13 protein-coding genes are annotated in these 15052 nt (G+C 57.1%); 8 read left to right on the top strand and 5 right to left on the bottom strand.

Going from position 1 to position 15052, the window contains the following annotated elements; all coding sequences use genetic code 11:
* The first annotated feature begins 61 nt into the window (after positions 1-61).
* From AC07V4_RS18715 to mddA, 4 genes are all read left to right on the top strand, one after another.
* Complete coding sequence (locus tag AC07V4_RS18715) at positions 62-1159, top strand: carboxynorspermidine decarboxylase (RefSeq protein WP_178922248.1); 1098 nt, start codon at positions 62-64, stop codon at positions 1157-1159.
* Between the two features lie 28 nt (positions 1160-1187).
* The gene (locus AC07V4_RS18710; RefSeq protein WP_492636439.1) at positions 1188-2432 is read left to right on the top strand and encodes a saccharopine dehydrogenase family protein; all 1245 of its coding nucleotides are present in this window, start codon (positions 1188-1190) and stop codon (positions 2430-2432) included.
* Positions 2433-2806: 374 nt separating this feature from the next.
* Entirely contained in the window at positions 2807-3313 is a 507-nt protein-coding gene (locus AC07V4_RS18705) for a DUF6622 family protein (RefSeq protein ID WP_492636438.1), read from the top strand.
* A gap of 176 nt (positions 3314-3489) precedes the next feature.
* Positions 3490-4278, top strand: coding sequence for a methanethiol S-methyltransferase (gene mddA, locus AC07V4_RS18700; protein WP_492636437.1), 789 nt, complete (start codon positions 3490-3492; stop codon positions 4276-4278).
* A 267-nt stretch (positions 4279-4545) separates the two neighbouring features.
* Here mddA and AC07V4_RS18695 read toward each other — a convergent pair whose 3' ends face one another.
* The 3 genes from AC07V4_RS18695 to AC07V4_RS18685 all read right to left on the bottom strand — a co-directional run bounded on the left by AC07V4_RS18695 (position 4546) and on the right by AC07V4_RS18685 (position 8487).
* Positions 4546-6684: a tetratricopeptide repeat protein gene (locus AC07V4_RS18695; RefSeq protein ID WP_492636436.1), complete on the bottom strand. Its 2139-nt coding sequence runs from the start codon at positions 6682-6684 to the stop codon at positions 4546-4548.
* Between the two features lie 260 nt (positions 6685-6944).
* Entirely contained in the window at positions 6945-7853 is a 909-nt protein-coding gene (glsB, locus tag AC07V4_RS18690; RefSeq protein WP_431749735.1) for a glutaminase B, read from the bottom strand.
* A 223-nt stretch (positions 7854-8076) separates the two neighbouring features.
* Complete coding sequence (locus tag AC07V4_RS18685) at positions 8077-8487, bottom strand: hypothetical protein (RefSeq protein ID WP_492636435.1); 411 nt, start codon at positions 8485-8487, stop codon at positions 8077-8079.
* A 110-nt stretch (positions 8488-8597) separates the two neighbouring features.
* Between AC07V4_RS18685 and AC07V4_RS18680 the strand changes: the two genes are divergently transcribed.
* Positions 8598-9452, top strand: coding sequence for an AraC family transcriptional regulator (locus tag AC07V4_RS18680; protein ID WP_492636434.1), 855 nt, complete (start codon positions 8598-8600; stop codon positions 9450-9452).
* Between the two features lie 174 nt (positions 9453-9626).
* Positions 9627-10709: an LLM class flavin-dependent oxidoreductase gene (locus AC07V4_RS18675; protein ID WP_492636433.1), complete on the top strand. Its 1083-nt coding sequence runs from the start codon at positions 9627-9629 to the stop codon at positions 10707-10709.
* A 123-nt stretch (positions 10710-10832) separates the two neighbouring features.
* Here the strand turns inward: AC07V4_RS18675 and AC07V4_RS18670 are convergent, their stop codons facing one another.
* Entirely contained in the window at positions 10833-11627 is a 795-nt protein-coding gene (locus AC07V4_RS18670) for a class II aldolase/adducin family protein (protein WP_431751666.1), read from the bottom strand.
* Positions 11628-11733: 106 nt separating this feature from the next.
* A complete protein-coding gene (locus AC07V4_RS18665; protein WP_492636432.1) occupies positions 11734-12639 on the bottom strand; it encodes a LysR family transcriptional regulator in 906 nt (301 codons plus the stop codon).
* 217 nt (positions 12640-12856) lie between these two features.
* Here AC07V4_RS18665 and AC07V4_RS18660 point away from each other — a divergent pair, with 217 nt between their 5' ends.
* Together AC07V4_RS18660 and AC07V4_RS18655 are read left to right on the top strand one after the other, a co-directional pair.
* Positions 12857-13468: a cysteine dioxygenase family protein gene (locus AC07V4_RS18660; protein ID WP_492636431.1), complete on the top strand. Its 612-nt coding sequence runs from the start codon at positions 12857-12859 to the stop codon at positions 13466-13468.
* Positions 13465-15048: a rhodanese-related sulfurtransferase gene (locus AC07V4_RS18655; protein WP_492636430.1), complete on the top strand. Its 1584-nt coding sequence runs from the start codon at positions 13465-13467 to the stop codon at positions 15046-15048. Before AC07V4_RS18660 ends, AC07V4_RS18655 begins: the two co-directional genes overlap by 4 nt.
* Positions 15049-15052: the final 4 nt, after the last annotated feature.

Genomic DNA, 15052 nt, shown 5'->3' with positions numbered 1-15052 from the left:
GCTTCAAGTGCGGGCACAATGCGTGTCCTTTTTTGGCAGGCACCGCCGCAGGCTCTCAAAAATGATCAAAACGCCGTACTACCTCATCGATAAACAGAAGCTTCTGGTCAACATGCAGAAGATTGCTTACGTACGCGAGCAGTCCGGCGCCAAGGCGCTGCTGGCGCTCAAGTGCTTCGCTACCTGGTCGGTGTTCGACCTGATGCAGCAATACATGGACGGCACTACCTCGTCGTCACTGTATGAGTTGAAGCTCGGTCGCCAGAAGTTCGAAGGCGAGGCACACGCCTACAGCGTGGCCTGGGCTGACGATGAAATCGAAGAGATGCTGGATAACTGCGACAAGATCATCTTCAACTCCATCAGCCAGCTGCAGCGTTTTGCCGAACGCTCCGAAGGCAAGACCCGTGGCCTGCGCGTGAACCCACAGGTGAGCAGCTCCGACTACCTGCTGGCTGACCCGGCGCGTCCGTTCAGCCGTTTGGGCGAATGGGACCCGGTGAAGATCGAAGGCGTGATCGATCAGATCTCCGGCTTCATGTTCCACAACAATTGCGAGAACGGCGATTTCAGCCTGTTCGACAAGATGCTGGGTGTGATCGAAGAACGCTTCGGCGCGCTGCTGCACAAGGTCGAGTGGGTCAGCCTCGGCGGCGGCATCCACTTTACCGGTGAAGATTATGCAGTCGATGCGTTCTGCGCGCGCTTGAAGGCGTTCTCCGAGAAGTACGGCGTGCAGGTGTACCTGGAACCCGGCGAAGCGGCGATCACCAACAGTGCCTCCCTGGAAGTCACCGTGCTCGACACCCTCTACAACGGCAAGAACCTCGCCGTAGTGGACAGCTCCATCGAAGCCCACCTGCTGGACCTGCTGATCTATCGCCTCAACGCCAAGCTGGCGCCAAGCGACGGCGAACACACCTACATGGTGTGCGGCAAATCCTGCCTGGCCGGGGACATTTTCGGCGAGTATCAATTTGATCGTCCGTTGGCCATCGGCGATCGGCTGTCGTTCATCGACACCGCAGGCTACACCATGGTCAAGAAAAACTGGTTCAACGGCCTGAAAATGCCGTCCATCGTAGTGAAACAACTCGACGGTACTGTCGAGGTGGTTCGTGAATTTGGTTACGACGACTACCTGTCCAGCCTTTCGTAAGCTGGCGGATAAAGGAGAGATAAAGCAATTGAAAAAGAACGTTCTTATCATTGGTGCAGGAGGTGTCGCCAAGGTGGTGGCCCACAAGTGCGCGCAGCACAACGACGAACTCGGTCGTATTGCTATCGCGTCGCGCAACATCTCCAAATGCCAGGCCATCATCGACAGCGTCAAGGCCAAGGGTAGCCTCAAGGTTCCCGCCGACATCCAAGCCTTCGCGCTGAACGCCCTGGACGTGGAAGCGACCAAGGCCCTGATCCGCGAGACCGAATCGCAGATCGTCATCAACGTAGGTTCCGCGTTCCTCAACATGTCGGTGCTGCGCGCCTGCATCGATACGGGCGTTGCCTACCTCGACACCGCCATCCACGAAGAGCCGGGCAAGGTCTGCGAGACCCCGCCGTGGTACGGCAACTACGAATGGAACCACCTGGAAGAGTGCAAGCAGAAGAACATCACCGCCATCCTTGGCGTGGGCTTCGACCCGGGTGTCGTCAACGCGTACGCCGCGCTGGCGCAGCAACAGCATTTTGACCGCATTGATTCGATCGACATCCTCGACGTCAATGCCGGCTCCCATGGCAAATACTTCGCCACCAATTTCGACCCGGAAATCAACTTCCGCGAGTTCACCGGACAAGTGTGGAGCTGGCAGAACAGCCAGTGGACCAGCAACACCATGTTCGAAGTCAAACGCACCGACGACCTGCCGGTTGTCGGTTCGCAGAACCTCTACCTCACCGGCCACGATGAAGTGCACTCGCTGTCGAAAAACCTCGATGTGCCCAACGTGCGTTTCTGGATGAGCTTCGGCGAACACTACATCAACGTGTTCACTGTGCTGAAGAACCTCGGCCTGCTCTCCGAAAAACCGGTCACCACCGCCGAAGGCGTGGAAGTGGTGCCGTTGAAAGTGGTCAAGGCCGTGCTGCCCGACCCGTCATCGCTCGCTCCGGGCTACACCGGCAAGACCTGCATCGGCGACCTGGTCAAAGGCACCAAGGGCGGCCAGCCACGTGAGATGTTCATCTACAACGTGGCCTGCCATGAAGAAGCCTTTGCCGAAACCGACAGCCAGGGCATCTCCTACACCGCAGGCGTCCCTCCAGTGGCTGCTGCCCTGTTGGTTGCCCGTGGCGAGTGGGATGTGAAACACATGGCCAACGTCGAGGAACTGCCGGCTGAGCCGTTCCTGAAGGCACTGGACGTGATGGGATTGCCGACTCGGATTAAAGACGAGCACGGTGATCGGGCTTGGGATGCAATTGCCTGATAGGCGATCGCTGACCGAACAAAAGAATGCGCCCTCCGGGGCGCATTTTTGTTTGGGGCAACACAGTCCTCAAGACCAGTGAGATCAAAGGTGGGAGCTGGCTTGCCTGCGAAAGCGATCTTTCAGTGCCAAATGTATTAGCTGATCCACCGCCATCGCAGGCAAGCCAGCTCCCACATTCGAGTACCGCTGGGCTGGGAGAATTGCGATTACCCGAGACTTCATGCCCCCTGTACACGAACCGGCGCAAGGGCTGACCTTGACGTTGGGCTGCAATGGCCGAGGGAGCAGGTCTTCACGCTCCGATCCTCATCATTTCGTCACATAGCCTGACGCAAAATAACCGACCTTCAACGCTCAAGGACGGGACCCACTTGGATTACCTCACCCACACCCCGCGCTGGGTATTCGCCCTTTTTATTGCCCTGTGCCTTTTCGGTGCACTGCAAACCCGCACCCGCCGCGTGCGCCCCGCCCTCGCCTTGCTGTTGCCCATCGGCATGCTGGCCCTGTCGGTAGCCGGCGTCCTGCAATACACCACCCATTGGCGTGCGGGGCTGGCTTACTGGGGCCTTGGGTTGGGGTTCAGCGCATGGGGGATTTCCCGTGTCCTCAGTTCCCGCTTCGTGAGCCACGATGCGGGCGATGGTCGACTGACCGTAAAAGGCAGCTGGCTGCCTTTGCTGGTAATCCTCGGCATCTTCATCACGCGCTATGCGCTGGGGGTGGCGCATGCCCTGCACGCACCCGCCTTGGAACTGTGGCAAGTGCAAATGGCCGTGGCTGCGACACTGGGTGCGTGGAGCGGCTACTTTGCGTGGCGGGGTTGGGTGTGTTGGCAGGTGATGCGTTTATCGCGGCTGTCGTCGGGGCTGGCATAGTACGCTCCCGCAGCGACCATTCCCCCATATCGATTGAACATCAGTTGAATCACCCAATATTCTAAAGAACTGTTAAATCTCACAGGTTGCTTTACCCATTTGCCCCGCTAGTCTTAGTGAGCCGAACCCAGTCATCAACCGGCTCAACCCTTCACCATGTGCGAAAGGAATCGTCCATGAACCCGCAAAAACACTCGAACGACCTCCCGACACGGCTCGCCGTTCTGGTGTACAGCAGCGGTTGCTACCTGATTTTCCTGGCCACGTTTTTATACCTGACAGGCTTCGTAGGGAGCGCCCTTGTGCCCAAGGGCATCAACGATGGTCCTCTCATTGGCTGGCCACTGGCAGCATTGATCAACTGTCTACTGATCCTTCTTTTCGCCGCTCAACACAGCGTCATGGCGCGTAAAAGTTTCAAGAACGGGCTGGCCACATTCATTCCTGCGGCAGTTGAGCGCTCCACCTATGTGTTGCTCAGCAGCCTGGTGCTCGTATTGCTGTTCTGGCTGTGGCACCCCATCACCTACACGGTTTGGAGCGTTGAAACAGCCTGGGCAAGAGCCGTGTTGACAGGACTGTTCTGGCTGGGCTGGGGCATCGTATTGCTGTCAACGTTGTTGATCAGCCACTTCGAACTGTTCGGGCTCAAACAAGCCATTGACCGCTGGCGTGACGCCGCGCAACACGCTCCAATCTTCAGAACGCCGCTGTTGTACAAGATCGTTCGTCACCCGCTTTACCTGGGGTTCTTGATTGCCTTTTGGGCAACACCGGACATGACGGCAGGTCATCTGTTGTTTGCGGTGGGGCTGACGGCTTATATCTTTATCGGCGCCCACATTGAAGAGAAGGATCTGGTGATGCTGTTTGGTGAGAGGTATCGCCAGTATCAGCGCGAGGTCAGCATGATTGTGCCGGTGCCGAAGAGGAGATCCAGGGGATCGAAAAAAGATGGCGAATAGGTTCTGCCGTCGATGATCCACGATGTGGAGGCTCCATCAACGACATCGTGCCCCATCTGGCCGTTGAAACCGACGGAGCTCAACGCATCGCTGATATCGCAATCACCATCGGGGCGTTGTACTTGATGGTGGATTTATTCGTAAATCCGCGTAAAGCCTAGGTATCAAGGGGATTCAGAGCACCAACCTTAATCCCCTGTTCGACCTATGGCACGCGGGTGTTCATTCAGAGATTTATCATCAGTGGTGTACCAGTTGCACGTGGACTCACTCTAGATCCAGTTGACTAAGCAGAGAGCTCTTTTTGAGCGATGCCTTAGCAACTAGTTCTTGTACTGATGAGAGGTCATCATCGCCGTAGTCTCTCTCGATCTGATCAAAAACAGCGACAGCCTCCTCTTTTAGATCCATTTTAACGAGACCAAAGCCTTTATTGTTAAGTGCCTTTACAACCGGTAAACGGAGCGCCGGATTACTATCGCTACCATAGCGCCTCACCATTTCATCATAAGCAGCTATTGAAGCATCATTCTGGTTCAATTTACCTAGTACCACTCCCTTCATTAGCAGCGCTCTCGCAACCTGCTCTCGAATAGATACCCCCTCGTCATTACCGTAAATATGGTCTGCCTTGCTAAAAGCAATGACCGCCTCATTTTTGTGATCAAGTTGATTTAGAGTAATACCAGCATTGACAGTGGCCTTCGCTACTCGGGCCCGTGTAGCCGCGTGCTCATCCGAGCCATACTCAAGCTGAATTCTTTCATACAAACGAACTTCCTCTTCAAGCTGGCCGATTTCGTTATATTTTACGGCCATATTCAAGAGTGCCCTGGAAACAAGAGCGCGAACCTCAATATCACGCTCCCCTGAATACAAGTCGTCGACCTCACTATAAACGGCAATGGCATCATTCGTACGATCGGACTTCCCAAGCGCAATTGCTTTATTGACTAGAGCGGCCACAGCCAGAACATACAACTCCATATTACTTGAACTTTTATAGCGACTGCGAATCAAGTCGTAGCTCTGCAGCGCATCATCGAGCCGCCCCATTTTCTCGAATCTGAGACCTTTATTATTGAGCGCTTTAGCCACATATAAACTCACCCCTACACTGGAATCTTTTCCAAAGCGTAGGTCGGCATCTTCGTAAACTTTGATCGCCTCTTCACTACGATCAAGCTTCCCGAGCCTCACCCCCTTACTGAGCAGTGCTTTTACAACTTGCTCACGCACCGCTGGATATTTATCTTTTCCAAAACGCTCATCAACCTCATTGAAGACCACAATTGCTTGATCATTCAAATCCTGACGCCCCAGGGAAATCCCCTTATTGACAAGCGCGTTAACAACCCTGGAGCGTGTTGCAGCGTCAGTATCTTTGCCATACCGGGTATCGACTTCTTTGTAAGCTGCCATTTCATCATCACGTCGGCCAAGCTGCCCAAGTCTAAAACCCTTATTAAGTAACGCTTTAGCAAGCAGAGCTCGTAACGACTGACTTTCCTCATGACAATAAAGACTGTCAATATCTTCATAAACTGCCACCTCATTACTCTTGAGATCAAGCATCCCCAAGGTCATAGCACGGGCAAGCATTACTTTGACAAGCATATGAGCTGAAGCCTGACTCGCTTTTGCAGACTCCAGCGCCTTGTCAAAACTGATTAACGCCAGATCAAACTTCTTAGCACTGTAGTGATCAGAACCACTCGAATAATAACGTTCCGAATAAGTTTCTTTTTTCTCTTCCTTTAATTCTAAGGAATCAGCAGCCTTTTCTGCCACGCCCACCACCAGCGGATCGATTGGGGCTTCTGCTTCCTGATCTTCAACGACAACTAGACTTGCTCTTAACAGGTCAATTTCTTGGCGTTTCTTGACTGCATGATGATTAAACTCCGTCGTCTGCTCATCAATCACCGCGTGTGCATCAGCAGCTTTTTTACGCAAATCGTCAATATCCGCACCTACCGCATCTGCTTTCACTTTCAACTCGTGAATTTGAGATTGAAGGCGGTTACTGTTTTCATCAAACCAAATTTTGGCGGCTTCTCTAGCCTCAACAGTAGCGCGGTTTTTTGAGCTGATCCATACGAAGAGGCCTGCAAAAAAAGCAATGACCGTAACGCCAATACCAACCCAGGTAGAGACGTTGGAGATTTCAGCCATATAGTTCGCTTGCTGCATGATTGACGCACCAAGATCATTAATGCGTTTATCTTGAGCATCGAGTCGAGTAACAGAAACTTCTTTAAATACTCTGAAGTCAAATTCCAATGCCGAATTATTATTTTTCTCGACTGTCACCTCCGCCTGTTGCGGTACAACAGCAGACTCAGCCATCGCAAAGGAATTCGACATAAACAAGAACAACAACCCTATAACCATACGTGCAATCACAGCTTGACAACCCCAAAGCCCAACAATGGAAATTTATATTTTCACCATAGAATTAGGCATCGCCTCCCATCCATGAGAAAACGCACGAACAACAAATGCCGCCATTGGCGCCACAGCCAAGCAAGAGCGCATTATTTTAAGCGTTAAATCGATGTATTAACGATAAAGAGCGAACCACCCAGGATATCATAAGGCCATCATGTCATCGCATTGGATCACGTTCAAGAGGGTATTTCCGTGTCCGATGCTCGCCGCCTCTATCAAAACACCGACCACCCAATCCGCTCACTCAACAACTCCAGCGCCTTCATTCCCGCCAGGGAGTTCCCCGCCGCGTTCAACTCCGGCGACCACACGCACACCGTAAATTGCCCCGGCACCACCGCGACAATGCCACCGCCCACGCCACTCTTGCCCGGCAGCCCCACGCGGTAGGCGAAGTTACCCGCTTCGTCATACAAACCGCTGGTGGCCATGATGGAGTTGACCTGTTTGGTCTGGCGCGCGGTCAGGATCTGTTCGCCGCTGTGGGCGCTCGTGCCTTCGTTGGCCAGGAAGCTGAACGCCTTGGCCAGGTCCAGGCAGCTCATCTGCAACGCGCAATAGTTGAAGTAGCTATGCAGTACCGCGTCCACGTCGTTGTGGAAGTTACCGAAGGACTTCATCAGGTAGGCCATCGCGGCATTGCGTGCGCCATGCTGGGCTTCGGATTCGGCGACAACGCTGTTGACCAGAATCTGCGGGTTGCCCGACAGGCGCCGCACGAAGTCACGCATCGACAAAATCGGCACGGCGAAGCGTGATTGGTTGATGTCGCAGATCACTAGAGCGCCAGCATTGATGAAAGGATTGCGTGGTCGACCGCGCTCGAATTCCAGTTGCACCATGGAGTTGAACGGCTGCCCGGACGGCTCATGGCCCAGACGTTCCCAGATGGTTTCACCGCCGTGGTCGATGGCTTGTACCAGGCTGAAGACCTTGGAAATGCTCTGCACCGAGAACAAGGTGTCGGCGTCACCGGCGCAGTAGGCCGAGCCGTCATTGCCGTATACCGCGATACCCAGTTGGTTGGCGGGCACGTCGGCCAGGGCGGGGATGTAGTCGGCGACTTTGCCGAGGCCGATCAGAGGGCGCACTTCGTCGAGGATCGACGAAAGCATCGCCTGCATATCTTGTCCTGTCATCTGTCTTTGAATCGGTGATAAGCGGGGCGCGGAGGATACCTCAAACAGGTGATTTTGCGGCGGCTATCCAGCCCGGTATCCAATGTGAGAACTATTGAGCCTCAGGGAGACTTCGATGGGAGCAGCACTGTCGATATATGTGCCGCCTGCCCCATCGCTTTCGCAGCCTCGCTAAAGCTCGACAGCTCCCACATTGATCGGGGCGGCTTCAAAAATGAGCCACATCCGACACCTGCTCATCCAACACATCCCGCGCCAATGCCCAGGCCTGGTCCTTGGATTCCACCACCAGCAGTGGGTAACCCCAGGCCTTGCCGAACGTCACGGCAAACGGCTTGAGCGCCAGGCGCTTGGCCGCGCTGGGTTCCACCTGGATCATGCCTTTGACGAACGCCCGCAGCGCCGGTTTGTTTTTCTTCATCCAGATGGACGCGTGCTTGCGCTCTTCATGGGAGTGCTCGTGGTTGTTTTCGTCCACGGCTTTTTCATGCAGCAATATGAAGGGTTGTTGTCGAGCCAGCAGGCCTTCGAAGATCACAAAGGCGTCTTCCGGGCCGGCGTTGTTCGGTGCGTCGAAGACGATTTTCACTACAGGGAAAGTGGTGCTGTCGAGTCGCATGGCAAAGCTCCTAAATGAGAGTGACTCTCACTATAGAGACCCGATCGCTGGACAGCATTGCACAGAATAGCCAGACTATTTCGCAATTCAGCCAAGATGCGATGCCCACTATGAAACACCACCGTCTTGAGATGCACGACCCCTCGATGTCCAGGGATGCCGACCTGTTTCCCCGTGCGGTGGTGGCGGTGGGCGCCAGTAGCACGTCGGCTACTTGGGAACATCAGCAGCATGCCCACCGTAAGGGCCAGTTGATGTACACCTTGCGCGGCGTTATCCATTGCGAGATCGAGGCGGGTATCTGGATCGTGCCGCCACAGTGTGCCCTGTGGATTCCCGGCGGCCTGTCCCATGCGGCACGGGGATCGGGTGAGGCCCATGTGTATTGCTTGCTGATCGATCCTGACGCCACCCGCGCCCTGCCCCCGCAATGCTGCACCCTGGCGGTTTCGGGGCTGTTGCATGAGTTGATCAGCAAGGCAGTGAGTTTTCCGCGGCTGTATGACGTCGATGGCGCCCAGGGACGCCTGATCAATACGTTGCTGGACGAACTGGCCGAAGCCCCCATCGAAGCCCTGCACCTGCCCATGCCTCAGGACCCAAGGCTGCGCCGTCTGGCCGACAGTCTGCTGGCCGACCCCGCGGACAAAGCCAGCCTCGGCCAATGGGCCGTACGCATCGGCATGAGCGAGCGCAGCATGACCCGGTTACTGCTGGAGGAACTGGGCTTGAGCTTTGGCCGCTGGCGCCGGCAGTTGCATGTGATTTTGTCCCTGCAACGCCTGGCCAAGGGCGACAGTGTGCAACGAGTGGCGCTGGACCTGGGTTATGAGAACGCCAGCGGCTTTATCACCATGTTTCGCAAGGCCGTCGGCCAACCGCCGGCACGCTACCTGGCTGATCGCATGGGCGCCACCGGCCCTAACGACCAACCGAGCATTGCGATGGCTGACGCGACTGAGTGAGCCCCATCAAAATGCAAATTTCTAATATACAAATATAAATGTCATTCTAATTTTTAATGATTAGGTTAGAACCAATCGGCATTTTACAAGGCTCGTTCCGGGCCCTACTTTTGACCCGGATAACCGACCCCTTGCCCGGTGGAGGTGCTGCCCCCAACCCATCAAGGAGTGACCATGAGCATTGAATTCATCGGCTATATCGGCGGCCATCACGCTTCCGAGATCCATCCGCGCAGCGGCCCGGTGCTGCAACCCGAGTACGTGGAAACCGTGGCCCGCGCCCACGAAGAGGCGGGCTTTGACCGCGCCCTCGTGGCCTTCCACTCCAACAGCCCGGACAGCACGCTGATTGCCGCCCACGCCGCCAGCGTCACCCAGAAGCTACAGTTTCTCATCGCCCACCGCCCCGGCTTTACCCAACCCACCTTGGCCGCGCGCCAGTTCATCACCCTGGATGTATTCAACGGCGGGCGCACCGCCGTGCATATCATCACCGGTGGCGATGACCGCGAACTGCGTGCCGACGGCAGCCATATCGGCAAGGATGAGCGTTACGCGCGTACCGACGAATACCTGAGTGTGGTGCGCCAGGAATGGACCCGTGACAAGCCCTTCGATTTCGCCGGCACCTACTATCAGGTAGAAGGTGCGCACTCCGCGGTGAAGTCGCCGCAGCAGCCGCATATTCCGCTGTACTTCGGTGGTTCCTCGGACGCCGCAATTGCGGTGGCAGGCAAACATGCCGACGTGTATGCACTGTGGGGTGAAACCTACGAACAGGTGCGCGAAACCGTGACACGGGTGCGTGCGGAAGCGGCCAAGCATGGGCGTACGATCCGCTTCAGCTTGTCACTGCGGCCGATCCTCGCCGAAACCGAGGAGGCCGCCTGGGCACGTGCCGAAACCATCTTGCAGCAGGCCACGGCGCTGGCCGAGCAGTCTGGCTTTGTGCGGCGTGAGCCGCCGAATGAAGGCTCGCGTCGGTTGCTGGCAGCGGCAGCACAAGGGACACGATTGGATAAGCGCTTGTGGACCGGGATTGCCGGGTTGCTGGGCGCGCAGGGGAATTCGACGTCATTGGTCGGCACGCCCGAGCAAGTCGCCGAAGCCTTGCTCGACTACTACGAACTGGGTATCACCACGTTCCTGATCCGTGGGTTCGATCCGCTCAATGATGCGATTGACTATGGCAAGCGCTTGATTCCCCTCACTCGCCAGTTGATTGCCGAACGCGAGCAGGCTCAGCAGGTCGCTTAACCATGTGATCATGTGGGAGCTGGCTTGCCTGCGATGCAGACACCTCGGTTTTTCTGATGTACCGAGTTGAGGCTATCGCAGGCAAGCCAGCTCCCACTTTTTTGATCGGTTTCGTACTGCGGATCAGTTCTTGTAGTCGGTATCACTACGCTCCAACTGCCGGATCAGCGCATTCCAATGCCGTGCCACACCTGGCCCGTCACCAGCCTTGAACACCTTGGCCTGCTCCTCCACTTTGGCGACCACCTCGGCCGGCGGGAAGATCAACTGTGCATTCCCCGCCGCCTGCGCTGCGATCTGGATATTGCACGCCCGCTCCAACCCTTGCAGTTGCTGAAATGCATGCTCGACGCTGATGCCTGCCGTCAACAGCCCGTGGTTACGCAAGATCATCACACTCTTGTCGCCCAAGTCAGCCACCAGCCGCTCGCGTTCATCCAGATCCAGGGCCACGCCCTCATAGCCGTGGTACGCCACACGCCCGGAGAACGCGATGGAGTGCTGGGAGATCGGCAACAAACCCTCTTTCTGCGCCGACACCGCAATGCCGTCGCGGGTGTGGGTGTGCAGCACCGCCTGCAGGTCATGGCGAGCACCGTGGATCGCGCTGTGGATCACGTAACCGGCGTAGTTGATACCCAAACCTGTCGGGTCGTCGACGATAGTGCCGTCGAGGTCGACTTTGACCAGGTTGGACGCACTGATTTCATCGAACAGCAAGCCGAAGGCGTTGATCAGGAAATGTTCGTCAGGCCCCGGCACACGGGCAGAGAAATGGGTGTAGATATGGTCGGTCCACTTGTACAGCGCCGCCAGTCGATAGGCCGCGGCCAACTTGACGCGCACCTCCCACTCTTCTGGAGTCACGCGCTGACGAACCGTGTTGGACACGCTGGAGATCGAGGTGACGCTGCTCATGGCAAAACTTCCTGGATGGCCTTAAGGACTTCCAGGCAGCCTAGGGGATGCCGAAAAATAATAAAAAGCACATTTTAATCTAAGCTAATTATTATTTTTTTTCATATCAAGCAGCATCTCGAATCTTCTGCAGCGAAGCCGCCACCCACTGGCCGAACGCATCCACCGGCCCCTGCAAGTTGCCCAGGAAGTGTGGATAGATCAGCCACAGGTCCATCACGGGCTTGAAGTCCTTGAGCGGCATCACCGCCAAGTGTTCACGGTGGGCGCTGCGCTCCAGCAAGGGTCGAGGTACCAGGCCCAAGCCCAGTCCATCAGCCACCAGGCCCAATTGCAGTTCGGTGCCGAAGGTTTCCAGGTTCACCCGCAGCCCCAGCCCCTGATCGGACAAGGTGCGCTGCAAACCGGCACGGAAACCGCAGCCATCGGGGTTGAGAATCCAACCGCTCTGGTACACATCCGCCAGCTTGCACGGTTTCTTGGGCAATTGTGCCTTGGCGCACACCACCACCAATTCCATCTTGCCAATGGACTCGCCGATGATGTTGTCAGGGAAGATCTTGCCCGCCGGAAACAGCGCAGCCGCCGCGTCCAGCTCACCGCGTTCGATCTTGCCGACCAATTGGCTGCCCCAGCCAGTGGCAACCTGGGCACGCAAGTCGGGGTATTCACCGCGCAACTGCTTGAGCGCATCCAACAACACCACGTCGCCGATGGTCTGTGGTACGCCCAGGCGCAATACGCCGCTAGGCGGCGCATCGGTGGCCACCAGTTCCCGCAGGGCATCCATCTCGCGCAGGATCAGCCGGCATTGTTCATAAACCCGGGTGCCGATCAGCGTAGGCTTGAGGGGCTTGGTGTTGCGGTCGAACAACTCCACTCCCAGCGCCTGCTCGAAGTTCTGCACGCGACGGGTGATGGCCGGCTGGGTCAGTTGCAATGACTCGGCGGCATGGCTGATGGACTGGCAACGAATCACTTCGACAAACGCATCGATATCGTCAATTTTCATTTGGGCCGCACATAGAGAAGCGTCATTAAGATGTGTGGAAAGCATAGTTGCCTGAACGCAGCCTGGATAGCCCGCGCAATGATCGATAACGTCTAACGCTATTCAGACCAGTTCTAAATTACCTTCAGCTATAAGCTAATCATTAATAAATAGCATATTAACCATAAATATTATGCTTAGATAAAACCATCACCACCGACCACACGATGGAGCTGTCATGACCCAGGCCAAGCACCCCGAGCGACTCAGAGCCTTCATAGGCGCCCTGGCCGAACTGATCGACGGCCACCCCCGCGAAGGCGACTTGCTGCACCGTGGCGGCAAGCTGCTCGCGCAGTTGGTCAGCCATGATGACTGGCTCCCCGATGAATTCGCCCAGCCCGACCCAGAGCGCTACCAGCAGTTTTTACTGCATGCCGATTCGCGCCAGCGCTTCAGCATCGTCAGTTTTGTATGGGGGCCCGGGCAACGTACGCCGATTCATGACCATCGGGTGTGGGGGCTGATCGGTATGTTGCGCGGCTCTGAGTTTTCCCAGGGGTTTGAGCGCGCTCCCGACGGCAGCCTGGTTGCAGAAGGCAGCCCTATTCAGTTGGTGCCTGGCCAGGTCGAAGCGGTGTCGCCCAAGGTCGGCGATATCCATCAAGTCAGCAATGCCCACAGCGACCAGGTGTCGATCAGCATTCATGTGTACGGCGCCAATATCGGTGCGGTGCGCCGTGCGGTGTACCAACCCGACGGCAGCGAGAAACAGTTTATCTCCGGTTATTCCAACGCCTTCCTCCCGAACATCTGGGATTTGTCCAAAGAAAAGAGCCCTGCCCTATGAGCACCGTATCGACCACACGCTTCGCCCAGATTCGCCAGGCCCTGCTGGACCATGAAGAAGTCGCCCTGATCGACGTGCGTGAAGAAGCGCCGTTTGCCGAGGCCCACCCGTTGTTCGCCGCGAATATCCCCTTGTCCAAACTGGAGCTGGAGGTGTATTCGCGCATTCCACGGCGCGACACCCAAGTCACCGTCTATGACAACGGCGAAGGCCTGGCTGAGCGCGCCGCCGAACGCCTGGTTGCGCTGGGCTACACCCAAGTCAGTCTGCTCGACGGTGGCCTCGACGGTTGGCGGCGTGCCGGTGGTGAGCTGTTTATCGATGTGAACGTGCCGAGCAAAGCCTTTGGCGAACTGGTTGAGAGCGAGCGCCATACGCCGTCCCTGGCGGCCGAAGAAGTGCAGGCCCTGCTCGACAGCCAGGCCGACGTGGTGGTGCTTGATGCTCGCCGCTTCGATGAGTACCAGACCATGAGCATTCCCACCGGCATCAGCGTGCCCGGTGCCGAGCTGGTACTACGCGCCCGAGAGCTGGCGCCCGACCCGGCCACTCGCATCATCGTCAACTGCGCCGGACGCACCCGCAGCATTATCGGCACTCAATCGCTGATCAATGCCGGCGTGGCCAACCCGGTATCGGCGCTGCGCAATGGCACCATCGGCTGGACCCTGGCCGGGCAAAAGCTCGCCCACGGCCAATCGCGCCGTTTTGCGCCCACCACCGAAGAGCATCGCCAAGTCGCGGCCCAGGATGCACGCCGCGTCGCCGACAAGGCTCGCGTCGGCCGCGCGGTCTTGGCTGATCTGCATCACTGGCAGCAGGAACCTGCGCGCACTACGTACCTGTTCGATGTGCGCACCCCGGAAGAATTCGAAGCCGGCCATTTGCCGGGGGCACGCTCCACGCCAGGTGGGCAACTGGTGCAGGAGACCGACCACGTTGCCAGCGTACGTGGGGCGCGGCTGGTGCTGGTGGATGACGATGGCGTGCGCGCCAATATGTCCGCCTCCTGGCTCGCTCAGTTGGGCTGGGAAGTGCATGTACTGGATGATCTGCAACCTTCGGCCTTCAGCGAAAAAGGCGCCTGGGTCGCGCCCGTACCGGCACCGCCTCAGGCCGAACTGATCAGCCCCCACACCCTCGCTGACTGGCTCGACCATGGCGACACCGTAGTGCTGGATTTCACCGCCAGCGCCAACTATGTCAAACGCCATATCCCCGGTGCCTGGTGGGCCTTGCGTGCACAACTGCCTCAGGCCCTGGCCAAGGTGCCAAGCGCCCAACGCTACGTGTTGACCTGCGGCAGCAGCCAATTGGCGCGCCTGGCGGTGGCTGAAGTCGAGGCTATCACCGGCAAGCAAGTGTTCCTGCTGCAAGACGGCACCGCTGGCTGGATCAATGCGCAACTGCCGCTGGAAGAAGGTGAAACCCACCTGGCCTCACCGCGTATCGACCGCTATCGCCGGCCCTATGAAGGCACCGACAACCCCAAGGAAGCCATGCAGGCCTACCTGGATTGGGAGTTCGGCCTGGTGGCGCAATTGGCGCGTGACGGCACCCATGGGTTCTATGTGATCTGAGCCC

This window comes from Pseudomonas sp. GW821-FHT03A09 (genome assembly GCF_059421065.1).
This window is presented reverse-complemented; position numbering and strand designations above follow the sequence as displayed.